A 26,874-nucleotide genomic window follows, 5' to 3' on the forward strand; every position below is an offset into this window, starting at 1 on the left:
GCGTTTGTTTCCGGCTGGTTCTACTGGATCAACTGGGCCACCACCACCATCGTGGACATCACCGCCGCCGCGATCTACATGAACTTCTTCGGCAACTACGTCCCCTGGATGGGTGCGGTCCCGCAGTGGGCCTGGGCCCTGATCGCCCTGGTGGTGGTCCTGGCCCTGAACCTGGTCTCGGTGAAGGTCTTTGGCGAGATGGAATTCTGGTTCGCGCTGATCAAGGTCGCAGCGCTGGTGGCGTTCCTGCTGGTGGGCACCTACTTCGTCATCTTCGGCACCCCCGTGGACGGTCAGGAAGTGGGCCTGAGCCTGATCACGGACAACGGCGGGATCTTCCCCAACGGGCTGCTGCCCATGATCATCCTCATGCAGGGCGTCCTGTTCGCCTACGCCTCCATTGAACTGGTGGGCACCGCCGCCGGCGAAACCGAAAACCCGCACAAAATCATGCCCAAGGCCATCAACTCCGTGGTCTTCCGCATCGCCGTGTTCTACGTCGGCTCCGTCATCCTGCTGGCCCTGCTCCTGCCCTACACCTCCTACCAGGCAGGGGTCAGCCCGTTCGTGACGTTCTTCGGCTCCATCGGCATCGAAGGCGTGGACGTCATCATGAACCTCGTGGTCCTCACCGCAGCCCTGTCCTCCCTGAACGCCGGGCTCTACTCCACCGGCCGGATCCTGCGCTCCATGTCCGTGAACGGCTCCGCCCCCAAGTTCGCCTCCCGCATGAACAAAGCAGGCGTCCCCTACGGCGGCATCGCCATCACCGCCGCTGTGTCCCTGCTCGGGGTCCCGCTGAACTACCTCGTCCCGGCCGACGCCTTCGAAATCGTCCTCAACGTCGCCTCCGTAGGCATCATCATGACCTGGGCCACCATCGTCCTCTGCCAGCTCCAACTCAAACGCTGGGCCGACAAAGGCTGGCTCGAACGCCCCAGCTTCCGGATGTTCGGCGCCCCCTACACCGGCTACCTCTCCCTGCTCTTCCTCGTAGGAGTGCTGGTGATGGTGTTCATCGATTCGCCCCTGACCATGCTCGTCACGGGCATCGCCTCCGCCTTGATGGTGGTGGGCTGGTTCGCCTGCCGCAAACGCATCCGCGAAATCGCCGAAACCCGCAAGGGCTACACCGGCACCGCCCCCGTCATCGCCAACCCGGCGGCAGACACCTTCAAGAGATAGCCGGCAGGGCGTACGACGGCGGCACCCGGGTTCCGGAATGATCCGAACCCAGGTGCCGCCGTCGTGGTTTAACGCCTGCCGCGGCTCACTTGGCTGGCTTCACCACCATCGCCGAGCCGCCGCCCCGCCTGGCAGGCTCGGCCACGGCCAGCACACCGCCTGATGGCAGGAACTCAATGGCGGTGGCGGCGCCGATCTCCGCCGCCGAACTGCCTGGCGGGCCGGCAGCCGTGAACTTATGGCCGAACGGGGCCAGGCCCGGGCCGTACCTGTCGATAAAGCCCTGTTCCGCGCTCACCGACGCCGTGTTCCGCTGGGCGGCACGGGGTGCGGCCACGGCGTCGAGGAGGCCCATCTTGAGATCGATCCTGTTGATCAGGGTCTGCAGGACAGTGGTGATGATGGTGGAACCGCCCGGTGAGCCAAGGGCCAGGAACGGCTTGCCATCCCTGAGCACGATGGTGGGCGACATGGACGACCGCGGACGCTTGCCCGGCTGGATCCGGTTGGGATCATCCTCATCAAAGACGGTGGAGAAGTCGGTGAGTTCGTTGTTCAACAGGAAGCCCCGGCCCGGAACCACAATCCCGGACCCGCCGGTCTGCTCAATGGTCAGGGTGTACTCCACCACGTTGCCCCACTTGTCGGACACCGTGAGGTTGGTGGTGGAGATGTTCTCCGTATCAGTGTCATTGGCCAACGGGACCGGCGGTGTGGTGCAGGCGCCGTCGTAGGACAAAACATTGCCCGGTTGCACGGGTTTGACGGCGGCCTGGAGCGGATTGAGCTGGCAGGCGCGTTCCTTGCCGAAGACCGGGTTGAGGAGCGCTGCGGTGGGAACCGGCACAAAGGCGGGATCGCCCACATACTCGGCGCGGTCCGCAAACGCGAGCGCGCTTGCCTCCAGGTAATGGTGCAGGACTGACGGCCGGGCTTGTGCAGTGGCCGGCAAATCGAAGCCGGACAGGATGTTCAGCGCCTCACCCACCGTGGTGCCGCCGCTGCTGGAGGGTGCCATGCCGTGGACGTCATAGCCGCGGTAGCTCACCTTGGTGGCTGCCTGGTCAATTGCCCGGTAGTTGGCCAGGTCCGCCACCGTCATGGAGCCCGGCGGAACCGGCAGCTCCGTGTCGGCAGCTTTGGGTGGGGCCTGGACCGTGGCCGCAATCTCCCCGGCGAGCGGGCCGGTGTAGAAGGCGCCGGTTCCCTGCCGGGACAGCAGCCGGTACGTCTCCGCGAGGTCCTTGTTCCTGAACACCGACCCCACCACCGGAAGCTGTCCGCCCGGAAGGAACAGCTCTGCAGTGGCAGGGAACGCTTCAAAGCGGGCCTGGTTGTCCTCGGTCTGCTTGCGGAAGGTGCCGTCGACGACGAAGCCCCGGGTGGCCACCTTGATGGCGGGCTTCAGGGCCTCGGCCAGGCTGACGGTGCCCCAGCGCTCCAGCGCACGTTCCCAGGTGGCAGGCGTTCCGGGAACCCCCACCGAGACGCCGCTGGTCACAAGGTCCGGGCTGAAGGTGTAGGGCCCGCCGGTGGCCGGATTGATGAACGCGTCACTGCGGATCCCCGCGGGCGCAGTCTCCCGGCCGTCGATGGTGCCCACCTTCCCGGTGGCCGCGTCATAAAACACAAAGTAGCCGCCGCCGCCAACACCGGCGCTGTACGGCTCCGTGACGCCCAGCGTCGCTGCTGCCGCAACCGCAGCGTCGGCCGCGTTGCCCCCTTTGCGGAGGACCTCGATGGCCGCCGCGGACGCTTCGGGATCTACGGTGCTGACGGCACCGCCGGATCCGGTGGCGGTGGCGCTCCGGTCCGTTTGCCGGGGATCGGCAGCGGCCGGCGTCATGATGGCACCTGTGGTTACGCTCATTGCCAGCACAGCCGTAATGGCTGCGGCCCGGCGTCCCGGATGTGGCATGGTTGCTCCTAACGGGGTGGGTGAGGTGCGCCACACCTTACTCCCGCGCCACGTTCAGTTCAACGACGAACCTCCCGGAGGCACAGCATGACCAACTGGCGGATCAGGGATTTCCACTCTGCTGACCTGGACGGCATCCTGCACCTGTGGGAGACCCTCAAGGCCCACAACGTGGAGCCGGTGTACGCCCTGTCCGAGGTCCTGGCCTCCTGCGAAAAGGACCATGCCGTGGTGGCGGTACAGGGCGAACAGGTGGTGGGTGCCGCGGTGGGCCGCGCTGCGCACGACCAGGGCTGGATCGTTTTCCTGGCCACCCTGCCCGAATACCGCGGGCGGGGCATCGGCACCTCCCTGCTTGCCGCCGTCGAGAACCGGATGGCGCCCCACGGGCTCAACAAGCTGTCGGCGTTGATGCCCGAATCCGAAACCCGCGTGGAAGCATTCCTGAGCCGCGGCTTCGCATTAAAGAAGAACCTGCGCTATTTCGAGCGGACCATTCCGGTGCAGCGGCAGGAACTTGGCGCCCTGGGCCAGCTGGGCGGCCGCATCCTGGCCCGGGACCTCTGGGAGAACGTCGCCGGCATGCGCAAGGAAAAGGAACTGCTCGAACGCAGGCTGGTGCTGCCGTTGGCCGAGGCTGACCTGGCGGACGAGTTCGGTGTGGTGCCGCCGCGCGCAGTGGTCCTCTTCGGCCCGCCCGGCACGGGCAAAACCACGTTTGCCAAGGCCATCGCGTCCCGGCTGGAGTGGCCGTTTGTGGAGGTCTTCCCGTCCCGGCTGGCCGCCGATCCCCAGGGCCTGGCTGGCGCCCTGCGGGAGACTTTCCTCGAAATCGCGGAGCTGGAACACGCCGTGGTGTTCATCGACGAGGTGGAGGAGATCGCCTCGCAGCGTTCCGGCGAGCCCCCCTCGCCCCTGCAGGGCGTCACCAACGAGCTCCTGAAGATCATCCCGGCCTTCCGCGAACAGCCCGGCCGGCTGCTGGTGTGCGCCACCAACTTCATCCGGGCCCTGGACACGGCGTTCCTGCGGCATGGGCGGTTCGACTACGTCATCCCCATCGGGCTGCCCGACCGGCAGGCGCGCACTGCCATGTGGCAGCGCTTCATCCCGGCCGCAGTGGTGGACACCGTGGACGTGGAGCTGCTGGTGGAACGCACGGAGGGCTTCTCACCGGCGGACATCGAATACGCTGCCCGCAGCGCCTCCCAGCGGGCACTGGAAAAAGCAGTGTACGACGACGGCGGGCTGGCAACCGGTGGCGGCGCGGCCGCCCGGGCGGCAGTACGCCGTGGTCCAGCCACCCAGGATTACCTGGACGCCATCGGGGACACCCGCACCACCGTCAGCGCCGAGGTACACGAGGACTTTCTGGTCGACATCAACGCTTTGGGACGGGTCTGACCCGGCTATCTTTGAACCATGTCTTCAAACCCCCTCCGGCACGCCCTTTCCCGCATGGGTGGCCGTGATCCGCACGAGCAGCACCGGGCCGCCACACCCCTGGAACTCTTCTTTGACCTGACCTTCGTCATCGCTTTCGGGGTGGCCGGAAGCCAGCTGGCCCATGAGGTGGCGGAGGGCAAATTCGTACCCGGCCTGCTGGGGTTTTCCTTCGCCATGTTTGCGGTGATCTGGGCGTGGATCAACTTCACCTGGTTCGCCAGCGCCTACGACACCGACGACTGGATCTTCCGGGTGGTGACCATGGTGCAGATCGTGGGTGTCCTCATCCTGACCATGGGCATCGAGCCGATGTTCCACTCGCTGGTGGAAGGCGAGCATGTGGAGAACCGCGTGATGGTGGCCGGATACGTGCTGATGCGGCTGGCGCTGGTGGCCCAGTGGCTCCGGGCCGCCCGGCAGGACCCTGCCCGCCGGGAAACGTGCCTGCGCTACGCGAAGTACCTGGCAATAGTTCAGGTGGGGTGGATCGCCCTATTGCTGGTGGAGACGGACGTGGCCACCACCTTTATGCTGACCATCCCGCTGGTTGTGCTGGAAATGGCCACCCCGTACGCGGCGGAACGGAAAAGCCGGACACCCTGGCACGCCCACCACATCGCTGAACGCTACGGCCTGCTGGCCATCATTGCGCTGGGCGAATGCATGATCGGCGCCATCGAAACGCTCCGGGCCATTGTGGCAACCAACGGCTGGAGCATGGACGCCGCCCTGGTGGGCTTCGGCAGCACAGCACTGGCCTTCGGAATGTGGTGGGTCTACTTTATGCTTCCGGCCGGCCGCGCCCTGCACGTCCGCAGGCACCGCTCCTACCTCTTCGGCTACGGCCACATCCCCATCTTCGCCGCCATCGCCGCGGCCGGCGCAGGCCTCCACGTGGCTGCCTACTACATCAACCACGAGGCACACGTTGATGCCGCGGTGGTCATTGCCAGCATTGCCATCCCGGTTGCCGTGTTCAAGACTGCCCTGACGTGGCTCTACAGCGTCATGATGAAAAGCGCCGACAAAACCATCCTGGCCGTGACCGCGGGCGTGCTGGTGTTGCTCGCCGCCAGCATTGGCATGGCTGCAGCGGGAGTACCGGTCACCCTGTGCCTGCTGCTGATTGTCCTGGCCCTCGCCGGTTCCGTGGCAGTTGATGAGTTGCGGGCTTCAGGCCGCATCCACGCCGCCCTGGAAAAGCTGGAGGCGGAGGCTACCGCTCCCCGTCCGCGATAGGACGTCCGTCCGCGTCCAGGTGCGGGCCCGCCTGGTCGTAGGACAGGTTTTCGTAGTCCGTGGCGTCTTCCTCATCCAGGCGGTCGTCCAGCTCTTCAAGAAGCCACGGGTTGACGCGGGCCAGGATCAGGCGGATGTCTTCGGTCGGCACAGCCGCGTACAGGACGGGCCGGGCATCCCGGTACTTGGTGACCGGGGGCTTGTCCGGCCACTTGTCGGCAAGCGCCTTGACCCGTTCCGGCAACGAGTTGTGGGCGTTGTCGGCGATCTTGACCAATGCGGCGTCGGGATCATCGGCGATGACGCGGATGACCGCGGCGTAGTCGTCCGGGTCGTCGTGCAGCCGCGTGGTGACGCGTTCGACGATGTTGACGGCCCGTTCCGGTACCCCCATTTCCAGCAGCGCCTGACGGGTGACGGGGGTGTCCTCGGCAATGTCGTGCAGGTACCCCGCGATCCGGATGTCGTCGTCGAAATCCGCCAAGGCGTCCCCCACCGCCAGGACGTGCTCACGGTAGGGCCGCTTGAGCTTGTCCTTCTGCCGGTTGTGCGCCACCTCCGCCAGAACCCTGGCGGTGTCGACGGTAAAGCGGGGCATGGACTCTTCGGGCTGTTGGTCTTGCATGGAACCAGCCTATGGGACGGGGCTACTGCTTGCCGTACTTGCGGTGCACAGCCTGCTTGCTCACACCCAGGCACACGGCAATCGCCTCCCAGGACAGGCCCGCCTGCCGAGCGTTCCGGACCAGCGATGACTCCGTCCTGTTGACTTCCTTCTGCAACTCGGCCACGGCGTTCAACGCCGCCGCCGGCCCCATCCCGTCCATTGATCCGACCAATGTCTTCATCCGGTCCACCTCCATGCCGTCAACATTAGTTGACGGACGCGGCATCGTCAACCAAGGTTGACGGAGGGCGGACCCTGTGGCCGCCAGATCCACGGCTGCCGGGACAGGCGGTCCGGATCAAAGGCCCCCAGGGCGTTGCCCAGCGGCCCCGGTGGCAGCTCCAGGGAGGACAGGATGGAGTCCCGCACGGAATCCGCGGGTACGCCGCCGGCCGCCAGGTCCGTCAGGGTCACGGCGCCGTCGCGCTTGGCCAGCCGCGCTCCCTGGCCATTGAGCACCAAGGGAACATGGACATATTCCGGCACGGGAATATTCAAGAGGGACGCGAGGTAGGCCTGGCGCGGAGTTGATGGGAGCAGGTCGTCGCCGCGGACCACTTGGTCGATCCCCTGCTCGGCATCGTCCACAACCACTGCCAGGTTATAGGCGGTGACGCCGTCATTGCGGCGCAGGACAAAGTCGTCCACGACGCCGGTAAAGTCCCCGTGCAGCCGGTCGTGGACCATGATGGCCGAAACTCCGGCGCGCAACCTGATGGCAGCCGGGCGCATGGCGCGCTTTTCGGCCCGCTCAGGGCCCATAAGGTTCCGACAGGTGCCCGGATAGGCGCCCTGCGGCGCGTGCGGCGCAGACGGCGCCTCCTGGATTTCCCGCCGGGTGCAAAAACACTCATACGTCAGTCCAGCCGCCTCAAGTCCATCCAGGGCAGCAGCATAGAGCGCTCCGCGGTCCGTTTGCCGGACTGCAGCGCCGTCCCAGGTCAGTCCCACGGCAGCCAGATCCCTCAACTGCGCCGCTTCGGACCCCGCCCGGGCCCGGTCCAGGTCCTCCACGCGCAGCAGGAACTTCCGGCCCGTGGACCTGGCGAAAAGCCAGGCCAGGACTGCCGTGCGCAGGTTGCCCACATGCAGGTCACCCGAAGGGCTGGGAGCAAAGCGGCCGGCGGAATCCATGGTTCAAGCCTATGCGGAAGGGCATCGCCGGTCCGCACAGGCTGCGCAGCCGCGTTCCCGCTGCATAGCCCCATCTCGACCGCACAGCCGCACCTCGACCGCACAGCACAAGGGCCCCTCAGCTACCGATGCTCCGGTGACCGGACGTCGGTGGCTCAGGGGCCCTTGCCGTGGGCGGCGCGGAGAGACGATGCGTGAACAAGAGTCAATCAGCGGGCGGCCTCCTTGCGGGAAGCGGATCCAGCGCGTCCGGGTGGTGTGTGCCGGAAGGCCGTCAGCCTGCGGGTTTGGCGGTAGCCGCTGCCCTGTTGCCACTATTTCAGCAAGAGACCTACAGTTGGTGCAAGAGGCTGGCTTATCCTTGATCAGATTGACCAATAAGCACACAGTCGACCGGCAGGAGTTGAACAGATTGCAGGAACTTGATGCAACGGACCGGCGGATCCTCCGGGCCCTGGATGCTGACCCGCGGGTTCCCATCATGGTGCTGGCACAGAAACTGGGCCTGGCGCGCGGCACGGTGCAGTCCCGGCTGGAGCGCATGGGCGCTTCCGGCGCGCTGCGGCCCAACAGCAGCCGCGTCCTTCCGGGGGCGCTGGGGCGCGGGGTGGCGGCCGCCGTGAGCGCAGAGCTGGACCAGAGCCACCTGAACGAAGCCATCGACGCCCTGCGCAGGATCCCGGAGGTCCTGGAATGCCACGCGCCCGCCGGGGACACAGACCTGCTGATCCGTGTGGTGGCCACCAGCCCTGACGATCTCTACCGGGTATCGGAGGAAATCCGACTGTGCCCGGGCATTGTGCGCACCTCCACCAGCATGTTCCTGCGCGAAGTCATTCCCTACCGCACCACCGGGCTGCTGGCGGACTGAGCGCGGGGACGGGGACATCTCCCCATCGCCGCCTGCCCCCATCCCGGTTAAGCTTGCACGGAACATCCAATCGGGGGTAGGCATGACGGGCACTTTCTACGGCGGCGACGTGGCGCAGCTCCGGCGACTCGCCAGGGACCTCGCGGGTGGAGCGACCCGGCTCGAGGCCCTGTGCCGGCAGCTCAGCACCACTGTGGGCACCGGCGCCTGGAAAGGCCGCGACGGCGACCGCTTCCGCAGCGACTGGACGGGAACGCATGTAAAGCTGCTGCGCTCCGCCACGGCCGGCCTGGAAGCAGCGGCCAAGGCCGTCCTGGCCAACGCCGATGAGCAGGAGAAGGCCAGCACCGGCGGGAACGGCGGATCCGGCGGCCCGCAGGGAACCGGCCCAGCCGACGCCAAGGCGCAGGAGCTGACCAACACCCTGACGGCCATGACGCCCGCCGAACGGCAGGCCTACCTGCAGAGCCAGGAATTCCGGGACTGGGCCTTGGCCAACCCCGCTGCAGCGAAAGCTGCCATGGATGCTGCCGCCGATTCGGGCCTGATCTCCAAAAACTCGCCGGAGTACGCCGCGTTCCTCAGCGACTACTGGAACCACCAGGCAATGCTGGACATGGGCATCGACCCTGCCAGCTGGGACACCGCCCTGGGCACCGAACCGAACTGGGACACCATCAGGAGCGTCTACGACTTCTACGGGCAGGCCTACCTGGCCAACCCGGACCTTCAATGGGCGGGAATGGCCAACATGATCGGCCCTTCCTTCGCCGGCGGCTTCCGGGACATGGCGATGCTGCGCGACCTGGCCCAACAGATCGCGGACAACCCGGTCTCGGACATCCCCTTGCCGGTCCTGGACCAGATCGAGGACCTCGCGGGGATGACCGACGAGGAGATCCGCTTTTATGAAACCAGCATGCTGGACATGAACAAGGAAATCTTCCTGGACCAGGCCCGGCAGCACCAGGCCTACCTGGACGGCGGACTGGCCGAGATCAACCGGCTCCGCGATTCCGGCGCCATCGATTCCGGCACCGCCGCAGCCTGGGCCGACATCGATTCCGGCGATCCAGGCCGCGTCCAGGAAGGAAACACCTCCCTGCTCTACCGCGAGCAAAACGAGATCATCGCCGATGACTACGACGCCATGAGCAACCATCCCGGTGGGGAAGCCGTGACCTACCTGGTGACCCTGGCCGGCGAACCGTCCATCCCCGGCGCCCGGAGCTATCCCGAGGTCTTCCCGTACACCTTCAGCGTGGAGAGCCCTGGAACGCAGAACATCCCCTTCACCAACTGGGACAACCCCACCCAGTTCCGCACCGACTTCACCACGGGCTTCCCGGACGGCAACATTGCCAACGCCGACCAGCGCTGGGAGCTGATCCGCCAGGACACCCTCCCCGCCTACCAGGACCTGCTGGCCACGGATCCGGACCGGGCCGCGCAGATCATCGGCTCGGACTTCGATGACCGGGTGGAGCAGTACCGGCCCATCAACAACATCCCAGGCATCATGGACCGGTTTGTGGACGGCTTCGGGGCGGAGGTCCACCAATGACGGCCACCCGCACAACCGGAGCCCGGCCGCACCGGCGAGGCACCGCCGTCGTCCGCCTGCTCCTGCCCGTACTGGCACTTGGCCTGACGCTGGGCGGCTGCCAGGCCGCTCCACCCACCTCCACCGACCCGACCTCACAGGGGAGCACCGTGAAAACCTCAGAATTCTCCACCCTCGACGCCGCCGGCGTGGCCACCATCCGCGAGTCGAAGGCCGCGCGGCTGGACATGAGCTCCGGCCGGCTGGAAAAATCGGCCGTCAACGTCACGGACGACAGTTACGGCCCGGAGATCAACACCCGCGACGCCGGGAAAATCAGCCTGTCCATCACGGCGCCCAACGGGGAGGTCTCCGGCGAAACGGACCGGATCCGCTTCAACACCACCGGCAGCCGCCCCGACTTCAGCGAGGTCACCTACTTCCTCACGGCGGACTCGGCAGCCGACTACTTCAGCCTGGTCCGCGATGGGGTCCGGCGCTACGGCATCGACAGCGGCTCGGCGGAGCGGTGGATCAGCAGCGCCGAGGCTGCCCCGGATGCCAAAAGCGACTTCTCCCTGACATCCGGAAACGCCACGGGGCTGGAAATCACCTACGACCTCAGGTACGACGGCGGCGCAGGCACCAGGGTGATCATCGTCCACGTCCTGCCGGCAGGCTGAGCCCGTCCCGGCAGCTGCCTAGACCGGCGGCCCGGCGTTGGACTTGAGGTTCTTCATCACCAGCGTGGAAGTCAGCCGCTCCACGCCCGGCAGGGACGTCAGTTCAGCATCGTAGAACCGCTGGTATGCCGGCAGGTCGGCCGCGATGACCTTCAACAGGTAGTCCGGCGAACCAAAGAGCCGCTGGGCCTCCACCACGTTGGGGTTTGCTGCCACCCGGCTCTCGAAGATCTCCATGGTGGCCCGGTCCACTTGGCGGAGGGTGACAAACACGATCGCTTCGAACCCCAGGCCCACAGCGGCCGGGTCCACGTCCGCCTTGTAACCGCGGATCACACCTGAGCGCTCCAGGTCACGGAGCCGGCGGTGGCACGGCGCCACGGTCAGGCCCACCTTCGCGGCCAGCGCCGTGGCCGTCATCCGGCCATCCTCCTGCAGGTGGCGCAAAATATTCCTGTCAATATGGTCAATCACGCAATAAGCGTACTGTCGCGGCGTCCATCAGGGCTAAAACCGGACAGCACTTATGGCGCGATCTTTCCTAAAGTTTCTCCTGTGAACCCCCAACTGTTTCTTGCGTTTGTGCTGGTGGCTGCTGCCCTGGCCTGCACCCCCGGCGTGGACTGGGCCTACTCCATCACGGCCGGCCTGCGGCAGCGCAGCTTTGTCCCCGCGGTGGCCGGGCTGTGCAGCGGATATGTCCTGCACACCGTCCTGCTGGTGGCCGGCCTCGCGGTGGTGCTGACCGGCATGCCCGGTGTGCTGGCCTGGCTGACCCTGGCCGGCGCCGGCTACCTGATCTGGCTGGGTGCCGGCACCATCAGGTCCTGGCGCGGCGCGAGCTTCGCAGCGGCGGACGCCGGCGGCGGTACCAGGCTGCGGACCTTCCTGCAGGGCATGGGCACCAGCGGCATCAACCCCAAGGGACTGCTCTTCTACGTGGCACTGGTGCCGCAGTTTGTCAGCGCAGACGCCGCCTTGCCCGTCCCGGTGCAGTCCGGGGTGCTGGGCATGACCTTTGTCCTCCTGGCCGGACTGGTGTACACGGCGGTGGCGCTGCTCTCGCGAACGCTGCTGCACAGCAGGCCCGGGGCCGCCAGGGTGGTGACCCTGACCAGCGGGATCATCATGCTGGTGCTGGGTTCGGTACTCGTGGCCGAACAGGTCCTGCCGCTGGCCGCAGGACTTTAGTCCCCCGTATCGCCGCCCAGCCGTTCCCATTCCTGCTTCCAGATCCGGCGGGAATCCTGGTCGCGCCGGATCCGTTCCTGCTCGTCGATGTCCCGCCGGCCTGGCGTTTCGGAGGGTTTCCGCAACCATTCCCTGGGGGACATCCCGCGGCGGCTGATTTCGATGACCAGCGCTGCGCGGTCCGCCATGGCATCGTTGCGAAGGACCATGGCCGTGCCCCGCCGCCGCAGGACTTCGGAGATGGCGTCCTGGGCCTCGTCCAGCCAGCCCTCCCGGCGCAGGGCCCGGGCCCGCACCAGCAGCAGGGCAGCAGACAGGTCGTCCTCGTTCAGCAGGCCTTCCGTCCAGGCGATGACCGCGCCGGTCCGGCCCAGCGTCAGGGCCAGGGAACTGCGGGCCAGTGCCGAGGGAAGCGACGGCGGAAGCCAGCTGACAGCATGCAGCGCATCCTCCAGGCGCCCGGTCTCCCGCAGCGCATGCGAGAGGGCCAGCAGCACCGATTCCTCGCTGAACAGGACCGGCACCTCGACTTTTTCCGCCACCTCGACGCGGGTGACCACCCGCGAAAGGTACGTAACGGCGTAGCGGTTGGCGTCGTCGTCGTTCCGAAGGTCGAATCCGCGGCGCAGCAGTTCCGAGGCGCGCCGGTAGCCGGCATTCCGGTAGGACTGGAGGCCCGCCATCAAATGGCTCAGGCCGGCCCAGCCGGGATGGTCCCGGGCCAGGGCAAGGAGCCGGTCCGGCCGCCCTGAGGCGTAGACGGCCTGGTGGAAGGTTTTAGCGGTCCGGGATTCGCGCCGGCCCAACCGCGGGATGTCCCCTTCGACGGCCAGGGGGGCGGAGTCGCGGACGCCCAGCATGCCCGAGAGCAGTCCGCCCACGCTGTCCGTCAGTCCGCGGACGGGCGTCCATAACTGGGCTGTGCCGAACGGCGTGAGGTCGCGGGTGTCCTGATAGATCGGTTTGGCATCCCCAACGGTCATGGTTCCATGCTATCCAAGGAGCTGGGTGCCCGGGGCGGGGCCCTTGGACCGTTCCATGAACCACTCGGTGAACGCCGCTGCACGGCCGGATCCGTCCATCCGTACCACCCAGAGGTTCTCGTAACTGGGACCCTCCACGTAAACGGTGACCCCTTGGACGAAGGCAGTGGCGCCGTCCGTACCCAGCAGCTCCCAGGTGAAGGACCAGGCCCCGGGCTCGTCCCTGGCGGCGAGCCACCTGTCGGTGATCTCCTGCCGCCCCCGCCACGGGTCCGGATCGTGGGGGCGCGTCTCGTAGACCGCGTCCCCGGTGAAAAGGCCGCCGATGTCTTCAGGCCGGTTGCTGGCCCACGCCGCCTGGTAACGCTCCATCCACGCCGCGATGTGTCCGGCGGCCATCGTGCTTTCCGTCATCCATCCGTTCTACGCCGGGCGCCGCGGCCCGGCAAGTGCCTAGCCGTTGACTGCGGCCACCCATACGCCGATCACCCAGGTGCTGGCTGCGAGCGCGGCCAGGCCGAACTCCACCAGCATGCCCAGGCCGGTGGCTTTCAGGGCAGCCCAGCTGCCGGCCGCGGCGGTCCGGAAGTGCCGGGTCCTGAACAGTTCGCTGACCAACAGCCCGGCGGCGAAACCAACAAACAGGCCCACCACCGGAATGACGAACATGCCCACCACCGCTGCCGCCAGGCCGGCCACGATGCTGCGGCCGGGAATGGCGTGCTGCCTGAGCTTGCGCCCGGTCAGGACGGCGCTGGCCGCCATGCCGGCCACCACAAACAGCATGCCTACCGCAAAAACCACCCACCCGGCCGTGCCGGCGCCGCCCCAGACGGCCCAGGCCAGGAGGCTGGCGCCAATCAGGATGCTGCCCGGCAGGACCGGGATGATGGTGCCTGCAACGCCTACCGCAATGGCCAGGCCGCACAGGATGGTCACGAGGGTTTCCGGGCTCATGCCCCCAGTTTATGGCCGGGAAACTAGCCCGCTTCCACCGCGGCGGCGACGGCGGCTGTCACGGCCGGGGCAACCCGGGGATCCAGCGGGCTCGGAACGATGTAGTCTGCAGCCAGGTCCGCCGCGGCCAGGTCGGCGATGGCCCGGGCCGCGGCCAGCTTCATGGCCGGCGTGATCCGGCGGGCGCCGGCATCCAGCGCACCGCGGAAGATCCCCGGGAACGCCAGGACGTTGTTGATCTGGTTGGGGAAGTCACTGCGCCCGGTGGCCACCACGGCTGCGTACTTCACGGCGACTTCGGGGAGGACTTCCGGGTCCGGGTTGGAAAGGGCAAACACGATGGAGTCCCGGTTCATCAGGGCCAGGTGGGTTTCGTCCAGCTTGGAGGAGGAAACGCCGATGAAGACATCCGCGCCGGCGAGGGCTTCGGCCGGGCCGCCTTCCACCCCGCGGGGGTTGCTGCGGCCGGCGATCTCCGCCTTCTTGCCCGCGGCTCCGGCAAGGTCCGGCCGGGCGCTGTTGATAACGCCGCGGGAGTCCAGCAGGACCACATCGGTGACGCCTGCGGAGAGCAGGATTTCGGCGACGGCGATGCCGGCCGCCCCGGCGCCGGACACCACAACGCGCAGTTGACCAAGTTCGCGGCCGGTGACTTTGGCGGCATTGGTCAGTGCGGCCAGGGCCACCACTGCTGTGCCGTGCTGGTCATCATGCATCACAGGGCAGTCCAGGGCTTCGATGAGCTTCTCCTCAAGCTCGAAGCACCGGGGCGCCGCGACGTCCTCGAGGTTCACGGCACCAAAGCTGGGGCGTAGCCGGACCAGGGTCTCCACGATCTCGTCAACATCGGTGGTGTTCAGCACCAGCGGGATGGAGTCGAGGTCGCCGAAGGTCTTGAACAGGGCGGATTTGCCCTCCATCACGGGGAGCGAGGCGCTGGGGCCGATGTTGCCCAGGCCCAGGACGGCGGTCCCGTCGCTGACCACAACCACCAGCCGCTCGGCCCAGGTGAGGGTGCGGGCCAGTTCCGGATTCCTGTGGATGGCCCGGCTGACCTCGGCCACGCCGGGGGTGTAGGCGATGGACAGGTCCCGCTTGTTGGTCAGCGGCACCGTGCTGGTGATAGAGAGCTTGCCACCCCGGTGGGCGTCGAAGATCTCGGCCTCGGTCAGGTCTGTGGCTGCGGAATTGTCGATGGCTGTGGCTGCGTCAATGGACACGTCGTTGTCTCCTGGTCTGCCGTGGGCGCACGGCATGGGGGCTCCGGCCCGGGCGGGCGGGGCGCAGGTGATGGGTGCGGCGGGCCCTGGGGTGCGGGTCCGGAAGTCTGCAGAACCCGGAACGGCAAGGGATGGATCCTCCCGGCCGCTCCGTTACTCCATGCTAGGCAACGGGAGGACGCTGAATGTTCTTCCGCGCTGCCAAACACACCTCGGGGGCCACATTTGGGACTTAAGTGACGGTTATCACGGCATTATGGATGATTTATTTCCGGATTGGTCTAGACCGGTTACGCCGTCCGAGGCAGGGTGAGGCCGGTGTCGACGGCCGGAGCCAGGCGCGCGCAGGCCTTCTTCAGGTCTTCCTCCGCCTCGAAGAGGGACAGCCGGCGGTTCCGCACGGACTGGACCAGACCGGTGATGGCGGGGAGCAGCAGCCGGGCGGTGGTGGCATCCCCGCCGGCATCAATAATGAGTTTCCCTGCGAGCGAGTCCGTGTCCTGCAGCAGGGCGGTGGTGTCCAGCTCCGGAAGGTAGACGCCACGGACCAGGCACTGCTCCACGGCGGGCTGCATCACGCGCAGGTGGAAGACTTCCATCACCGCACCGGTCAGCATCCGGCCGCCCCGGCGTGCCGATGGCTTGGGCGCGGCGGCCCGCAGCTCCCCCAGCTGGTGCCGGTAAAGGGCGAGCATCAGGTGGGTGGGGGTGGGAAAATAGCGGCACACGGTGCCCAGCGGAACGTCCGACCTTTCCGCCACCTCAGGAAGGTCCACGGCGTCCAGGCCTTTGCGCGCGGGGCCGGCAGCAGCATCGAGGATGCGCAGGTACCGCAGGCGTTGCCGCGGGGCAGAAGGCATTTCAGCCATGGGCGGATGGTCTGGAGTGGTCTCAGGCATCAATATTCCGGGGTTGTGTGTGGCGGTGCAGCAGCACGGAGCGTCCCCATCACGTGCCGCCTGCGATCCGCTTCAACTATACGGCAGGGTAACTTTCCGGGTTCAGTCCACGGTGTTGATGCGGCTCAGTCCACGTTTTTGATTTTGAGGACAAACACGGCACCCAGCAGGCCGATCACAGCCGCCGTGCTGAACAGCGTGACGTAGCCGCCGAATTGACGCACCGAAAGATAGGCAACGAGCGGCGCCACCATCTGGGGCAGCGAGTTGGCAATATTAATAACGCCCATGTCCTTGCCCCGGTCCACGGCGAAGGGCAGGACCTGGGTCAACAGGGCAAAGTCCACGGCCAAATAGGCCCCGAACCCGATCCCCAGGACGGCGGCACCGGCGAGCGCGCCGGGCCAGACCGGGAAAAACGCCATGATGGCGCCCGCCATCGCGATGATGATGGATGATCCGATGACGAACGGCTTCCGCCTGCCCACCCGGTCGCTCCAGGGTCCGGCGATGACTGCGGTGATCATGACCATCACCGCGTAAATGCCCGTCAGGACCAGGACGCCGGTGGCGGGATCCTGGTGGCCAATGACGTCGCGGAGGAAAAACAGGAGGTACACGATGGTCAACTGGTTGCCCACATTGACCAGGAAGCGGGTGAGCCAGGCCCAGGCAAAGTCGGGGTACACAAAAGGGCTGATATAGAAGCCCTTGATGAAGGTGCGCGGCCGGAAGGCCCGGAGCCCTGCCGCGGGCAGGGGGGGATCGTTCCGGTGGAAGATGTAGGGCAGCACCGAGAGCAGCAAGGCGGCCGCGCACAGCCAGTACCCCACCATGTAGTTTCCGGTGACCACAGCGCCGAAGACAGCGCCGGTCAGGATTCCCAGGGTCTGGCCCATGGCGGCAAGCCCGCCCACACCACCGCGCTGCTTGAGCGGCACCCTGTCCGGGACGGCGGCGGTGATGGCCGCGTACGCGGCATTGGCGCCAAGCTGGACCAGGCACCAGAAAAGCACCATCATGGCCACGGTGACGGCACCTGACATGGCCAGCAACGCCGCGGTGGCCAGGATGGCACCGGCCAGCACCCACGGGGCGCGGCGGCCAAAGCGTGACGTGGTGCGGTCCGAGAAGGCGCCGAACAGCGGGTTGGCCACCAGGGACACGGCTGCGCCGCAGCCAGTGACCAGTGAAAGGATGGCTTCCTTGCTGGGCGCGTCAATGGCGATGGCCTGCTGGCCGATGAAGATGTTGATGGGGCCAAAGAACGCGGCATTGATGCCCACATTCACCAGGACCAGGCCCGTCACCCACCGGGCAGTGACCTTCTGCGTGGGCTCCGACAGCGCTGCCGCTGCAGAAGGCAGCGCCGTAGCATCAGCCGCGGCAGGATCCGGCGGCGCGGAAGGGTCGGACGGGCTCATGATGGTGCTCTCCTGACAGGGGCGGCGGGTCGGAAAATCAGACTATCGTGGGCGGTAGCGGGCCGTTTGTCATACGGCCTGGAATTTCAGCGACAAGCCAGGCATCGAGGAGAACACCATGAGCGAAGCAGCCACGCCAGGAGCGGGTACCGGCGTCAACACCGCGGATCTTTACGACGAGCGCGGCGACGAACTGGCGTCCGTGGCGCTGCAGTTCCAGTCCCTGGGCGGCCGCACCCACTTCAGCGGTCCCGTGCGGACTGTCCGGTGTTTCCAGGACAACGCCCTGGTCAAGTCCACCCTGGCCACCCCGGGCAACGGCGCGGTGCTGGTAGTGGACGGCGGCGGCTCGCTGGGCACGGCGCTGATGGGGGACATGATTGCCGAAAGCGCTGTTGCCAACGGTTGGGCCGGCGTCGTGATCAACGGGGCGATCCGTGACCGCGCGGCAATCTCGGAACTGGACCTGGGCGTCAAGGCACTGGGCAGCAACCCGAAAAAAAGTGCCAAGGCCGGCGCGGGTGAAGTGGATGTTGAAGTGGTCATCGACGGCGTGACGTTCCGGCCGGGTGCCACTGTATGGTGCGATCCGGACGGCATCCTCGTCGCCCCCTGACGCGGAGGTCCGGAAAGTTTTTTTCCGTCACGGGAAGAAATGCGGGAGTAAGATAGTTACTGAAAGCAACTATCAATGCTGCATCCCCCTTTTACTTCCTGGAGACCCCATGTCCAAAGCCACCACGGCGCGCCCTGCCGGCGAAGCGCTGACCCAGCGCCAGATTGTCACCGTGATGGTGGGATTGATGCTGGGCATGTTCCTGGCATCCCTGGACCAGACCATCGTGTCCACGTCCATTTACACCATCGCCAACGACCTGGACGGGCTCTCCCTCCAGGCGTGGGCCACCACCGCGTACCTGATCACCTCCACCGTCACCACCCCCCTCTACGGCAAGCTGAGCGACATTTTCGGCCGCCGGCCGCTGTACCTGGCAGCGATCGTGATCTTCCTGGTGGGCTCCCTCTACGCGGGTTCGGTGCACTCGATGACCGAACTGGCGATCGCCCGCGGCGTCCAGGGACTGGGCGCCGGCGGCCTGCTGGCACTGGCGCTGACCATCATCGGCGACATCGTTTCCCTCAAGGACCGGGCCAAGTACCAGGGCTACTTTATGTCCGTCTTCGGCATCTCCTCGGTGCTGGGTCCCGTGGTGGGTGGCGCGTTTGCCGGCTCGGCCAACATCCTGGGCTTTGACGGCTGGCGCTGGGTGTTCTTCATCAACCTGCCCATCGGCCTGGCCGCGCTCACCGTGGTGTTCCTGTTCCTCCACCTGCCCGCCAAGCACGTCAAGCAGAAGATCGACTACTGGGGCGCAGCCGCCATCACGCTGGCCATCGTCCCGCTCCTGCTGGTGGCCGAGCAGGGCCGCAGCTGGGGCTGGGCGTCCGCCAATTCGTTCCTTTGCTACGGGCTGGGGGTTGCCGGGATCGTGTGGTTCATCCTGGCCGAAAAGCGGGCCGGCGACTACGCACTGATCCCGCTGCGGCTGTTCCGGAACGCCACATTCGGCCTCTCCTCGCTGCTGAACTTCATCATCGGCATCGGCATGTTCGGCGCCATCGCCATGCTCCCCATGTACCTGCAGCTGGTCAAGGGCCTCACCCCCACCGAAGCCGGCCTGATGATGATCACGTTCACCGTGGGCATCCTAACCGGTTCCATCACCGCCGGACGGACCATCTCGGCGTCGGGCACATACCGGATCTTCCCCATCCTGGGCACGGCCATCCTCACGGCGTCCGCCTTGGTGATGGGAACGGTCCTGGGCGTGGACACCGGCCTCTGGGTGCCCGGCCTGATCGCTGTGTTCTTCGGCATGGGCCTGGGCTTCTGCATGCAGCCGCTGACTCTTGCCATGCAGGTTTCCGTCCCGGCCAGGGACATGGGCGTGGGAACGTCTTCCGCTGCGTTCTTCCGGTCCATGGGCGGCGCAGTGGGCACTGCAGTGTTCATCTCCATGCTGTTCAGCGTGGCGGCCGGCCGGATCGCGGACGGCATGAAGTCCGCCATGGGCAGCGCCGACTACCAGGCAGTCCTGAAGGACCCGGCGGTGGCCGCGGACCCCGCCAACGCCAAACTCTACGAGTTCTTCCAGAACGGCGCCTCCAACGACTCCCTGAACGACACCAGCTGGCTGCACACCGCCAACAGCGTCCTCACCCGCCCCATCACCGAAGGTTTCGCCTACGCGATCGACGCCGTGATGCTGACCGCGGCCGTCCTGACCGGCATTGCGTTCCTCATCAGCTTCGCCCTGCCCAACAAGAAACTGACGGATCCCAAGGCGGCCCGCGAATCGGCAGCAGCGCACTAGCGCAGCAGCCGGGCCGGGGCGGGGAGCAGGGTGCCCGCGGACCCCGGCAAACGGGTCCGGAGTGGAACAGGGGGCCGGGGCGTGGAACACTGTTCCCTGTGCTCCGGCCCTGACCGCCGCACCCGCAGCCGACGACGTCCGCGCCACACACCTCCATCCCAACAACCCAGGGAGCACCATGCCCACTGACCAGGAGCAGTCAAACGCCAAAATCCCGCGGCGGGTGATCTGGCTGGCGCTCGCAGGCGCAGTGGGCGGATTCCTGTTCGGCTTCGACTCGTCCGTGGTCAACGGTGCCGTGGACGCAATGAAGGATGAATTCGCGCTCTCCGAGGCCGTCACCGGGTTCGCCGTGGCCATCGCCCTCCTGGGCTGCGCCGTGGGCGCCTACCTTGCCGGTAAGGTGGCGGACCGCTACGGCCGCATCCCCGCCATGAAGCTGGGCGCACTGCTCTTCCTGGTCAGCGCCATCGGCACCGGGTTCGCCTTCAGTGTCTGGGACCTGGTCTTCTGGCGCCTGGTGGGCGGCCTGGGCATCGGCCTGGCGTCAGTGATCGCGCCGGCGTATATCTCCGAGATCTCCCCCCGCAAGGTCCGCGGCCGGCTGGCCTCGCTGCAGCAGCTGGCCATCACCACCGGCATCTTTGCCGCACTGCTTTCCGACGCACTCTTCGCCAACACCGCCGGCGGCGCCGACCAGCCCTTCTGGCTGGGAATCGAAGCCTGGCGGTGGATGTTCCTGGCCGCAGCCGTTCCGGCCGTTGTGTACGGCTGGGTGGCCTTCACGCTTCCCGAGTCACCGCGCTTCCTGGTGTTCCTGGGCAAGGAGGACGAGGCCCGCAAGGTGTTCGGCACCATTGCCCCCGCCGAGGATACCGACCGGCAGATCCGGGAAATCCGGGATGCCATCGAAGAGGACAAGCTGGCCGGCCAGAAGGGCTCGCTGCGCGGAAAGACCTTCGGCCTGCAGGCAGTGGTCTGGGTGGGTATTACCCTGTCCGTGCTGCAGCAGTTCGTGGGCATCAACGTGATCTTCTACTACTCCACCACGCTCTGGAAGGCGGTGGGCTTCCGCGAGGAGGACTCCCTCACCATCTCCGTGGCTACGGCTGTCACCAACATCCTGGTGACCCTGGTTGCCATTGCCCTGGTGGACCGGATCGGCCGCCGCCCCATTCTGCTGACCGGTTCCATCGGCATGGCGGTCTCCCTGGGTACCATGGCCCTAGCGTTCTCCTCGGCCACCGGTTCTGGTGAGGACATCACCCTGCCCGGCGCCTGGGGGCCGGTGGCACTGGTGGCCGCCAACATCTTTGTGGTCAGCTTCGGCGCCTCCTGGGGACCGCTGGTGTGGGTGCTGCTGGGCGAGATCTTCCCGTCCCGGATCCGGGCCCGCGCCTTGGGTGTGGCGGCAGCAGCGCAGTGGGTGGCAAACTTCGCCATCACCCTCAGCTTCCCGGTCATGGCAGCCGGCTCGCTGCCGCTGACCTACGCCATGTACGCACTGTTCGCGGCGGCGTCCTTCTTCTTTGTGATGTTCAAGGTCCCGGAGACCAACGGCATGTCGCTGGAGCAGGCGGAAACCCTGTTTGTGGCCAAGGGCTCCAAAAAGGGCTGATCCCCCGGCCCTCATCCTCCCGGCGTCATCCTTCCGGCGGCGTCCCCGGTTGAACCATCCCGATAGGTTTGGAGGATGACGGAATCGGGGGCGGTACTTGAGGCCGGGCAGCTGCTGGTGGGGTACGGCGGCGTGCCGGTGTGCGGCGAAGTCGCCCTGGCGGTAAGGGCCGGCGAGATCCTGGGCGTGGTGGGAGTCAACGGGGCCGGCAAGTCCACCGTGGCGCAGACCCTTGCCGGGCGCCAGCCGGCGCTCTCCGGCGACGTCCGGATCCAAGGCCTGCTGGTGGACCGGGACGCGGTGAACTTCCGCCGGCAGGTCGCAGCAGTGTTCGACGACGACCTCTTCTTTCCGTCCCTCAGCGTGGCCGAGCACCTGCTCCTGGTGGCCCGTGGCCATTCGCTGGCCAACGCGGAGGAATGCGTGGCCGCCGAACTGGACTTTTTTGGCCTCACTGACCGGGCCACAGCGGTTCCGGACGCCCTCTCATCAGGGCAGCGGCGGCGGCTGCTGCTGGCCGCGGGGTTTATCCGGCCGGCCTCGCTGCTGATCCTCGATGAACCGGAACAGCGGCTGGACCCCGTGATGCGTGACGCCCTGGCCGGCCGGATCCGGGAGCACGCTGCCGCCGGCGGGGCTGTCCTGCTGGTGACGCACGATCCCACGCTCCTGGTCCGGACAGCCACTTCCTGCCTGGTGATCAAGGCGGAGGTGGCCACGGTCCCGGCTGACGAAGGGGCGGCATTCATTGCAGGCCTCTAAGGCTCCCGGTCTGGTCACGCCCGGGCCGGAACGCCGGCTGGCCCGGGAAGCAGTGGCCTTCACCAGGGCGCAGTCGCGAACCTACAACCGCTCCCTGACAAGCCTGGGAGATGCCTTTGCGGACATCTACACGTCCGTCCTGGCGTTCGGCTGCGCGGCCGCGATGGCGGTCTCCTTCGTGTTTGCCCTCCGGGACGGGATCGAAGGCAACGATCCCGGGCGAAGCGGCCTGGTTACGGGAAGTCCGCTGCAGCTGCCGGCCGCCGTCCTGTGGTTCCTCATGACGTACGCGGCCCTCGCGGGCATCCTCACCGTGGCCCGCCGCCTTGGTCCGGTGGCTGTCACCGGCGCGCAGGGCGCCTGGTGGCTGCCGTTGCCTGTGGACAGGGGCCCGATGGTGCTGCCCACCTTCCGGCGCCGGATCATGTGGGTGGGGCTGGGCAGCGCCGTGGGCTACCTGCCGTTCAGCCTGTTGACTGGCCTGGACCTGTCGGTTGGCGCGCATGCCGCGGCCGCGGCAACCTTCGGCGCAGCCGCCCTGACCGTCCTGGGCGCCGCCGCCATCCTGCAGCTCGGGCCGCAGGGTGCGCGTACCGGCCGCCGGGCCGGGGCTGCCGTCATTGCGCTGGTCCTTGCCCTGCTGGCCCTCCTGCCGCGGGTCGCGGGCACCGGCTGGCCGCCGGGGATGCCGGGGCTGGGAGCGGTGGCGCTGGCGGTGGCTGCCGCCGTCGTCGTTTTGACGGTTGCCCTCCGGCGCGCGGGAACCGTCGGCAGCACCGAACTGATCCGGGGCGGCGCCGTGTCCGGCCACGCCGGGGCGTCGGTGTTTTTCCTGGATGCAAACGAGCTGCTCCGCTCCCTTGCCGGCGAACCCCGGCCCGCGGCGGCCGGACGCGCCGCTGAGCTGTACCGGCGGCCCACGCGGGGTCCGTTGGCCGGACTGGTCAGGGCGGACATTGCCGCATTCCTCCGCTTGCAGCCAGGGTTTACCGCTCCCGGGCTGTGGCTGGCCGCCTGCCTGGCGCTGATGATTTCCGACGCCGGCCTTCCGGCGCCGATGCAGCTGGCCTTTGTGGCTGTGGCCGGGTGCGCCGTGGCCAGCGGAATGGGGACGGTGGCCCGTCGGACGGCCCTGCTGCCCGAACTGGACGCCCTCCTGCCGCTGTCCCCTGCCCAGGTCCGCGCCAGCAGGATGCTGATGCCGGCCGCCGCCCTTGCCCTGTGGATGACGGTGCTGACGGGAACGCTGGTGCTGCTGGGGGCCGGCGGGCCGTTGCTGGTGCTGATGGGCGCGCTGGCCGGCCTGGGAATGGGCGCCGGGACGGTCCGGGGCGCCACCCGGCCCGCGGCCGACTGGACCCTGCCGCCGGTGGATACGCCGATGGGCCCGGTTCCCCGGACCCAACTGGCTTCCTTGCTGCGCGGACTGGATGCCACCATCCTGTGCCTGCTGCCCACGGGCCTGGCCCTGTACCTGGGCCAGGCCTTCCCGGCACTGCTGGCGGCCCAGGCGGTGGTGAGCGGGGCGGCGGTGCTGCTCGTCCTGCTGTCCGGTCCCGCGCGGCCCGGCGCCGGGCGGTAGCTCAGACCAGGTGCGGTTCGTGCGCCGTCAGGTACTTGCGGCCGCTGTACGCCACCAGGATGGCCACGGCCATGGCCACGGCTCCGGCGAAGAACGGCACCTGCGGGCCGAAATGCTCACCCAGCTGGGCCGCCAGGAAGGGTGCCAGGGCGCCGCCCATCCAGCGGACGAAGTTGTAGCCGGCGGACGCGACGGGCCGGGGTGAGTCGGAGACGCCCATGGCCAGTTCCGTGTACACGGTGTTGTTGACGCCCAGCAGCGCGCCGGCCACGATGACCAGGACCACTACTGCGGGCACCGAGTTTCCGGCGGCCAGGCCGATGCCCACCAGGTCCAGCAGCAGCAGCGTGAGGGTGCCGGTGAGGACCTTGACGGCGCCGAACCTGTTCTGCAGGACGGGGGCCACAAACACGCTGAACACTGCAACTGCCACGCCCCAGCCAAAGAACACGCCACCGATGCCGTAGGCGTCCATGCCCAGGATGAAGGGGGTGAAGGCCAGGATGGTGAAGAAGCCGTAGTTGTAGAAGAGGCCGCTGGCGGCGGTGGTGCGCAGGCCCTTGTGGCCCAGGGCCAGGAGCGGGTCGCGGAGCCGGACCTTGGCCTGGGGCTTGGGGGTTTTGGGCAGCAGCGCCAGGAGGGCGATGAAGGCGATGGCCATCAGCACACCGGTGCCGAAGAACGGAGCCCGCCACTGCCAGCCGCCCAGCAGGGCACCCAGGAGGGGGCCGAGCGAGATGCCCAGGCCGAGGGCTGCCTCATAGAGGATGATGGCTGTTCCGGCGCCGCCGCTGGCCACGCCGACGATGACCGCCAGCGCGGTGGCTACAAAGAGGGCGTTGCCCAGGCCCCAGCCGGCGCGGAAGCCGACCAGTTCGTTGACGCTGGTGGCGGTGCCGCTGAGCGAGGCAAACACCACGATGATGCCCAGGCCGATCAAGAGGGTCCGCTTGCCGCCGATCCGTGACGACACCCAGCCGGTCACCAGCATGGCGATGGCGGTGACCAGGAAGTAGCTGGTGAACAGCAGTGATACTTCACTGGGGCTGGCGTCCAGGTTCTTGGCGATGGCGGGGAGGATGGGGTCAACCAACCCGATGCCCATAAACGCAAACACGGCGGCGATCGCGGTGGCCCACACAGCCTTGGGCTGTTTGAGGAACGATGCCTTTTCGGCCTTGAGGGTGTCTTCTGCGTCCGGCAGTGCTGCTGCCGGCTGTGCTCCTGCGAGCGTGCCCTTCATGGGAAAAATCTCCTGATTCACGGGTTTGCGTCGACTTTTGGGGTCGACGGCGGTGTGCGCGCCGGACGTGCGGGCGGCGCGTGGTGGCCGGGCATCCCGGCGGGGTGGTCAGCCTGCGGCGTTGATCTTCGCGATGACGGGCAGCGCCGCCGCCAGGGCGGCCCGGTCGTTGTCATCGAGGGATTCGAGGATGGCGGCCACGGCCGCGTTGCGTTTGCGGTTGGCGGCGTCGACGGCGCTGCGCCCCGCCGGCGTGATGTCCACCAGGACGGCGCGGGAGTCGTGCGGATCCGGGCCCCGGCTGGCCAGGCCGGCTTTCTCGAGCTTGATGATCTGTTCCGTGGCGCTGGGAACCTTGACGCCGAGGTTGCGGGCAATGTCCCCCACCCGGACGCCGCCGTCGAACAGCATCTTGAGTGTGCTGATCTGGACCGAGCTGAGCTCCCCTTCGGAATCGAGCCGCCGGGCCAGGTAGACGCTCAGGCGCAGGTTTTCGCGGAAATCCTGGGCCAGGGCCAGTAACTGGGGATCGGTGATCGGCGGGATACTCATACTTAGGTATCCTAATAGTTAGGGTGCCTAATGGTCAAGCGGCCCTGCATCAGAAGACCAGCTTCATGCCCAGGTGGCTGCCCGTGAAACCCAGCCGGGAGTAGAAGCGCTGCGCGTCGGTCCGGGACTTGTCGGTGGTCAGCTGCACCATGGCGCAACCGCGGCGCCGGGACTCCGCAATGGCCCACCGGATCATGATTCCGCCTAGGCCGTGGCTCCGCAGCTCCGCCGCCACGCGGACCGCTTCGATCTGCGCGCGCCATGAGCCCTGCCGGGAAAGGCCGGGGAGCATGCTCAGCTGGCAGGTTGCAGCCATGGTTTCGCTGCCGTCCTGGCCAAGGAACCGGCCCACCACCAGTTGGTGGGCGGGGTCGGCGTCGATCGCGGTGAACGCTGCCAGGTACGGTGCGAGGTCTGCCTGGTCCTCGCGGCCGGCGCCCAGCCGGTCATCGGCGAGGAGCCGCAGGATGTCCGGAAGGTCCGCGCTGGTGGCCTCACGCAGGAGGAACGTGCCGCCGGCAACATCGGTGGACAGGAGCGCTGCGGGGGGCGTCGTCATGCGCCCCACGCTACCCGTGCGCCCCGGCGTCGGGCGAGTTCAGGAGAAGTAGACCCCGATCCGGTTCCCGTCGATTTCCTCGATCCGGATGTCGATGTCGTAGACGTCGCGCAGCATGGCCTGCTGCATGATCTGCCGGGGGCTGCCCTGGTGGACCAGCCGGCCGTCCTTCATGGCCAGGATGGTGTCCGAGTAGCAGGACGCGAAGTTGATGTCGTGGACCACCAGCACCACCGTTTTGCCGAGGTCGTCGGCCAGGCGGCGGAGCAGCCGCATCATCTCCACGGAGTGCTTCATGTCCAGGTTGTTGAGCGGCTCGTCCAGCAGGAGGTAGGAGGTGTCCTGGGCCAGCACCATGGCGATAAAGGCGCGTTGGCGCTGGCCGCCGGAGAGCTCATCAACGAACTTGTCCGCCATGGGCGTCAGGTCGAGGTGGCCAATGGCTTCCTCGATCTTGGCCTTGTCCGCCACCGTGGGGCGGCCGCCGGAGTGCGGGAACCGGCCAAAAGCCACCAGGTCGCGCACGGTGAGCCGCATGGTGAGGTGGTTTTCCTGCCGCAGGATGGCCATGGTCCGTGCCAGCTCGCGGCTGTCGGTGCCGGCGACGTCCAGCCCCGCCACCGAGACGGCGCCGGATTCCAGCGGCTGCAGCCTGCTGATCAGGGCCAGCAGGGTGGATTTCCCGGCGCCGTTGGGCCCGATGATGGAGGTGATGCCGCCCTGGGGGATGGTGCAGGTGACGTCGTCCAGGACGGCCACGCCGCCGTAGCTCTTGGAGACGTTGCGGACTTCGATCATGGCCGGGCCCCGAAGCCGGAGCGGG

27 protein-coding genes are annotated in these 26,874 nt (G+C 67.4%); 12 read left to right on the top strand and 15 right to left on the bottom strand.

Annotation, left to right across the window (positions count from 1 at the left end; genetic code table 11):
* A partial coding sequence (locus ACU18_RS00525; RefSeq protein WP_050683573.1) for an amino acid permease occupies positions 1-1,185 on the top strand: 1,185 nt, incomplete at its 5' end.
* Positions 1,186-1,270: 85 nt separating this feature from the next.
* Here the strand turns inward: ACU18_RS00525 and ggt are convergent.
* Positions 1,271-3,103, bottom strand: a complete 1,833-nt coding sequence (ggt, locus tag ACU18_RS00530; protein ID WP_050683574.1) for a gamma-glutamyltransferase — start codon at positions 3,101-3,103, stop codon at positions 1,271-1,273.
* A gap of 87 nt (positions 3,104-3,190) precedes the next feature.
* On the opposite strand from ggt, the gene ACU18_RS00535 reads away from it, so the two are divergent.
* Together ACU18_RS00535 and ACU18_RS00540 are read left to right on the top strand one after the other, a co-directional pair.
* Positions 3,191-4,507 (top strand): ATP-binding protein, encoded by a 1,317-nt coding sequence (locus ACU18_RS00535; protein WP_050683575.1) that lies wholly within the window; start codon positions 3,191-3,193, stop codon positions 4,505-4,507.
* A gap of 18 nt (positions 4,508-4,525) precedes the next feature.
* Positions 4,526-5,788, top strand: a complete 1,263-nt coding sequence (locus ACU18_RS00540; RefSeq protein WP_050683576.1) for a low temperature requirement protein A — start codon at positions 4,526-4,528, stop codon at positions 5,786-5,788.
* Here the strand turns inward: ACU18_RS00540 and ACU18_RS00545 are convergent.
* Genes ACU18_RS00545 through gluQRS form a run of 3 tightly spaced genes read right to left on the bottom strand, consistent with a single transcriptional unit; the run spans position 5,766 to position 7,589 of the window.
* On the bottom strand, positions 5,766-6,413 hold the full coding sequence (locus ACU18_RS00545) for an HD domain-containing protein (protein WP_050683577.1): 648 nt from the start codon (positions 6,411-6,413) through the stop codon (positions 5,766-5,768). The two genes, ACU18_RS00540 and ACU18_RS00545, sit on opposite strands and share 23 nt — an antisense overlap.
* A gap of 22 nt (positions 6,414-6,435) precedes the next feature.
* Positions 6,436-6,636 (bottom strand): AsnC family protein, encoded by a 201-nt coding sequence (locus tag ACU18_RS00550; protein ID WP_231685968.1) that lies wholly within the window; start codon positions 6,634-6,636, stop codon positions 6,436-6,438.
* A gap of 47 nt (positions 6,637-6,683) precedes the next feature.
* The gene (gluQRS, locus tag ACU18_RS00555; RefSeq protein WP_050683578.1) at positions 6,684-7,589 is read right to left on the bottom strand and encodes a tRNA glutamyl-Q(34) synthetase GluQRS; all 906 of its coding nucleotides are present in this window, start codon (positions 7,587-7,589) and stop codon (positions 6,684-6,686) included.
* A gap of 412 nt (positions 7,590-8,001) precedes the next feature.
* Between gluQRS and ACU18_RS00560 the strand changes: the two genes are divergently transcribed.
* The 3 genes from ACU18_RS00560 to ACU18_RS00570 all read left to right on the top strand — a co-directional run bounded on the left by ACU18_RS00560 (position 8,002) and on the right by ACU18_RS00570 (position 10,686).
* Positions 8,002-8,460, top strand: coding sequence for an Lrp/AsnC family transcriptional regulator (locus ACU18_RS00560; protein ID WP_050683579.1), 459 nt, complete (start codon positions 8,002-8,004; stop codon positions 8,458-8,460).
* A gap of 82 nt (positions 8,461-8,542) precedes the next feature.
* Positions 8,543-10,024, top strand: a complete 1,482-nt coding sequence (locus tag ACU18_RS00565) for a hypothetical protein (RefSeq protein WP_050683580.1) — start codon at positions 8,543-8,545, stop codon at positions 10,022-10,024.
* Positions 10,021-10,686, top strand: a complete 666-nt coding sequence (locus ACU18_RS00570; protein ID WP_050683581.1) for a hypothetical protein — start codon at positions 10,021-10,023, stop codon at positions 10,684-10,686. The genes ACU18_RS00565 and ACU18_RS00570 overlap by 4 nt, the downstream gene beginning before the upstream one ends.
* 18 nt (positions 10,687-10,704) lie before the next feature.
* Here ACU18_RS00570 and ACU18_RS00575 read toward each other — a convergent pair whose 3' ends face one another.
* Positions 10,705-11,160 carry an Lrp/AsnC family transcriptional regulator gene (locus ACU18_RS00575; RefSeq protein ID WP_082178095.1) on the bottom strand — a complete coding sequence of 152 codons (456 nt, stop codon included), beginning with the start codon at positions 11,158-11,160 and terminating at the stop codon, positions 10,705-10,707.
* Between the two features lie 81 nt (positions 11,161-11,241).
* On the opposite strand from ACU18_RS00575, the gene ACU18_RS00580 reads away from it, so the two are divergent.
* The gene (locus ACU18_RS00580) at positions 11,242-11,877 is read left to right on the top strand and encodes a LysE family translocator (protein WP_050683582.1); all 636 of its coding nucleotides are present in this window, start codon (positions 11,242-11,244) and stop codon (positions 11,875-11,877) included.
* Here ACU18_RS00580 and ACU18_RS00585 read toward each other — a convergent pair.
* The 6 genes from ACU18_RS00585 to ACU18_RS00610 all read right to left on the bottom strand — a co-directional run bounded on the left by ACU18_RS00585 (position 11,874) and on the right by ACU18_RS00610 (position 17,360).
* Positions 11,874-12,860: a hypothetical protein gene (locus tag ACU18_RS00585; protein ID WP_050683583.1), complete on the bottom strand. Its 987-nt coding sequence runs from the start codon at positions 12,858-12,860 to the stop codon at positions 11,874-11,876. The genes ACU18_RS00580 and ACU18_RS00585 overlap by 4 nt on opposite strands.
* Positions 12,861-12,869: 9 nt before the next feature.
* Positions 12,870-13,274, bottom strand: coding sequence for a nuclear transport factor 2 family protein (locus tag ACU18_RS00590; RefSeq protein ID WP_050683584.1), 405 nt, complete (start codon positions 13,272-13,274; stop codon positions 12,870-12,872).
* Between the two features lie 39 nt (positions 13,275-13,313).
* Positions 13,314-13,817 (bottom strand): DUF456 domain-containing protein, encoded by a 504-nt coding sequence (locus ACU18_RS00595; protein WP_050683585.1) that lies wholly within the window; start codon positions 13,815-13,817, stop codon positions 13,314-13,316.
* Between the two features lie 23 nt (positions 13,818-13,840).
* Positions 13,841-15,037: an NAD(P)-dependent malic enzyme gene (locus tag ACU18_RS00600; RefSeq protein WP_050683586.1), complete on the bottom strand. Its 1,197-nt coding sequence runs from the start codon at positions 15,035-15,037 to the stop codon at positions 13,841-13,843.
* A 290-nt stretch (positions 15,038-15,327) separates the two neighbouring features.
* Positions 15,328-15,936 (bottom strand): TetR/AcrR family transcriptional regulator, encoded by a 609-nt coding sequence (locus ACU18_RS00605; protein ID WP_050683587.1) that lies wholly within the window; start codon positions 15,934-15,936, stop codon positions 15,328-15,330.
* A 125-nt stretch (positions 15,937-16,061) separates the two neighbouring features.
* Positions 16,062-17,360, bottom strand: coding sequence for an MFS transporter (locus ACU18_RS00610; RefSeq protein WP_050683588.1), 1,299 nt, complete (start codon positions 17,358-17,360; stop codon positions 16,062-16,064).
* Between the two features lie 118 nt (positions 17,361-17,478).
* Between ACU18_RS00610 and rraA the strand changes: the two genes are divergently transcribed.
* The 5 genes from rraA (at position 17,479) to ACU18_RS19480 (ending at position 23,697) form a co-directional block, all read left to right on the top strand.
* Entirely contained in the window at positions 17,479-17,976 is a 498-nt protein-coding gene (rraA, locus tag ACU18_RS00615; RefSeq protein ID WP_050683589.1) for a ribonuclease E activity regulator RraA, read from the top strand.
* A gap of 109 nt (positions 17,977-18,085) precedes the next feature.
* The gene (locus tag ACU18_RS00620) at positions 18,086-19,735 is read left to right on the top strand and encodes an MDR family MFS transporter (protein ID WP_050683590.1); all 1,650 of its coding nucleotides are present in this window, start codon (positions 18,086-18,088) and stop codon (positions 19,733-19,735) included.
* A gap of 178 nt (positions 19,736-19,913) precedes the next feature.
* Positions 19,914-21,353 carry a sugar porter family MFS transporter gene (locus ACU18_RS00625; RefSeq protein WP_050683631.1) on the top strand — a complete coding sequence of 480 codons (1,440 nt, stop codon included), beginning with the start codon at positions 19,914-19,916 and terminating at the stop codon, positions 21,351-21,353.
* Positions 21,354-21,428: 75 nt separating this feature from the next.
* A complete protein-coding gene (locus ACU18_RS00630; protein ID WP_050683591.1) occupies positions 21,429-22,115 on the top strand; it encodes an ABC transporter ATP-binding protein in 687 nt (228 codons plus the stop codon).
* Positions 22,102-23,697 (top strand): DUF6297 family protein, encoded by a 1,596-nt coding sequence (locus ACU18_RS19480; protein WP_231685969.1) that lies wholly within the window; start codon positions 22,102-22,104, stop codon positions 23,695-23,697. Before ACU18_RS00630 ends, ACU18_RS19480 begins: the two co-directional genes overlap by 14 nt.
* 1 nt (position 23,698) lies before the next feature.
* Here the strand turns inward: ACU18_RS19480 and ACU18_RS00640 are convergent, their stop codons facing one another.
* The 4 genes from ACU18_RS00640 to ACU18_RS00655 form a co-directional block, all read right to left on the bottom strand.
* Complete coding sequence (locus ACU18_RS00640) at positions 23,699-24,940, bottom strand: MFS transporter (protein ID WP_050683592.1); 1,242 nt, start codon at positions 24,938-24,940, stop codon at positions 23,699-23,701.
* Positions 24,941-25,048: 108 nt separating this feature from the next.
* On the bottom strand, positions 25,049-25,492 hold the full coding sequence (locus tag ACU18_RS00645) for a MarR family winged helix-turn-helix transcriptional regulator (RefSeq protein WP_050683593.1): 444 nt from the start codon (positions 25,490-25,492) through the stop codon (positions 25,049-25,051).
* Between the two features lie 49 nt (positions 25,493-25,541).
* Positions 25,542-26,051, bottom strand: coding sequence for a GNAT family N-acetyltransferase (locus ACU18_RS00650; RefSeq protein ID WP_050683594.1), 510 nt, complete (start codon positions 26,049-26,051; stop codon positions 25,542-25,544).
* Between the two features lie 39 nt (positions 26,052-26,090).
* A complete protein-coding gene (locus tag ACU18_RS00655; protein ID WP_050683595.1) occupies positions 26,091-26,849 on the bottom strand; it encodes an iron ABC transporter ATP-binding protein in 759 nt (252 codons plus the stop codon).
* Positions 26,850-26,874 lie beyond the last annotated feature (25 nt).

This window comes from Arthrobacter sp. ZBG10, assembly GCF_001238605.1.
In the GTDB taxonomy this organism is placed as follows: Bacteria; Actinomycetota; Actinomycetes; order Actinomycetales; family Micrococcaceae; genus Arthrobacter.

What these genes read in the sequence shown, in the direction of transcription:
- ggt (WP_050683574.1), bottom strand. Translation starts at nt 3,103, where the DNA reads ATGCCACATCCGGGACGCCGGGCCGCAGCCATTACGGCTGTGCTGGCA.
- ACU18_RS00535 (WP_050683575.1), top strand. Translation starts at nt 3,191, where the DNA reads ATGACCAACTGGCGGATCAGGGATTTCCACTCTGCTGACCTGGACGGC.
- ACU18_RS00540 (WP_050683576.1), top strand. Translation starts at nt 4,526, where the DNA reads ATGTCTTCAAACCCCCTCCGGCACGCCCTTTCCCGCATGGGTGGCCGT.
- ACU18_RS00545 (WP_050683577.1), bottom strand. Translation starts at nt 6,413, where the DNA reads ATGCAAGACCAACAGCCCGAAGAGTCCATGCCCCGCTTTACCGTCGAC.
- ACU18_RS00550 (WP_231685968.1), bottom strand. Translation starts at nt 6,636, where the DNA reads ATGAAGACATTGGTCGGATCAATGGACGGGATGGGGCCGGCGGCGGCG.
- gluQRS (WP_050683578.1), bottom strand. Translation starts at nt 7,589, where the DNA reads ATGGATTCCGCCGGCCGCTTTGCTCCCAGCCCTTCGGGTGACCTGCAT.
- ACU18_RS00565 (WP_050683580.1), top strand. Translation starts at nt 8,543, where the DNA reads ATGACGGGCACTTTCTACGGCGGCGACGTGGCGCAGCTCCGGCGACTC.
- ACU18_RS00570 (WP_050683581.1), top strand. Translation starts at nt 10,021, where the DNA reads ATGACGGCCACCCGCACAACCGGAGCCCGGCCGCACCGGCGAGGCACC.
- ACU18_RS00585 (WP_050683583.1), bottom strand. Translation starts at nt 12,860, where the DNA reads ATGACCGTTGGGGATGCCAAACCGATCTATCAGGACACCCGCGACCTC.
- ACU18_RS00590 (WP_050683584.1), bottom strand. Translation starts at nt 13,274, where the DNA reads ATGACGGAAAGCACGATGGCCGCCGGACACATCGCGGCGTGGATGGAG.
- ACU18_RS00595 (WP_050683585.1), bottom strand. Translation starts at nt 13,817, where the DNA reads ATGAGCCCGGAAACCCTCGTGACCATCCTGTGCGGCCTGGCCATTGCG.
- ACU18_RS00605 (WP_050683587.1), bottom strand. Translation starts at nt 15,936, where the DNA reads ATGCCTGAGACCACTCCAGACCATCCGCCCATGGCTGAAATGCCTTCT.
- ACU18_RS00610 (WP_050683588.1), bottom strand. Translation starts at nt 17,360, where the DNA reads ATGAGCCCGTCCGACCCTTCCGCGCCGCCGGATCCTGCCGCGGCTGAT.
- rraA (WP_050683589.1), top strand. Translation starts at nt 17,479, where the DNA reads ATGAGCGAAGCAGCCACGCCAGGAGCGGGTACCGGCGTCAACACCGCG.
- ACU18_RS00620 (WP_050683590.1), top strand. Translation starts at nt 18,086, where the DNA reads ATGTCCAAAGCCACCACGGCGCGCCCTGCCGGCGAAGCGCTGACCCAG.
- ACU18_RS00625 (WP_050683631.1), top strand. Translation starts at nt 19,914, where the DNA reads ATGCCCACTGACCAGGAGCAGTCAAACGCCAAAATCCCGCGGCGGGTG.
- ACU18_RS00630 (WP_050683591.1), top strand. Translation starts at nt 21,429, where the DNA reads ATGACGGAATCGGGGGCGGTACTTGAGGCCGGGCAGCTGCTGGTGGGG.
- ACU18_RS00640 (WP_050683592.1), bottom strand. Translation starts at nt 24,940, where the DNA reads ATGAAGGGCACGCTCGCAGGAGCACAGCCGGCAGCAGCACTGCCGGAC.
- ACU18_RS00645 (WP_050683593.1), bottom strand. Translation starts at nt 25,492, where the DNA reads ATGAGTATCCCGCCGATCACCGATCCCCAGTTACTGGCCCTGGCCCAG.
- ACU18_RS00650 (WP_050683594.1), bottom strand. Translation starts at nt 26,051, where the DNA reads ATGACGACGCCCCCCGCAGCGCTCCTGTCCACCGATGTTGCCGGCGGC.
- ACU18_RS00655 (WP_050683595.1), bottom strand. Translation starts at nt 26,849, where the DNA reads ATGATCGAAGTCCGCAACGTCTCCAAGAGCTACGGCGGCGTGGCCGTC.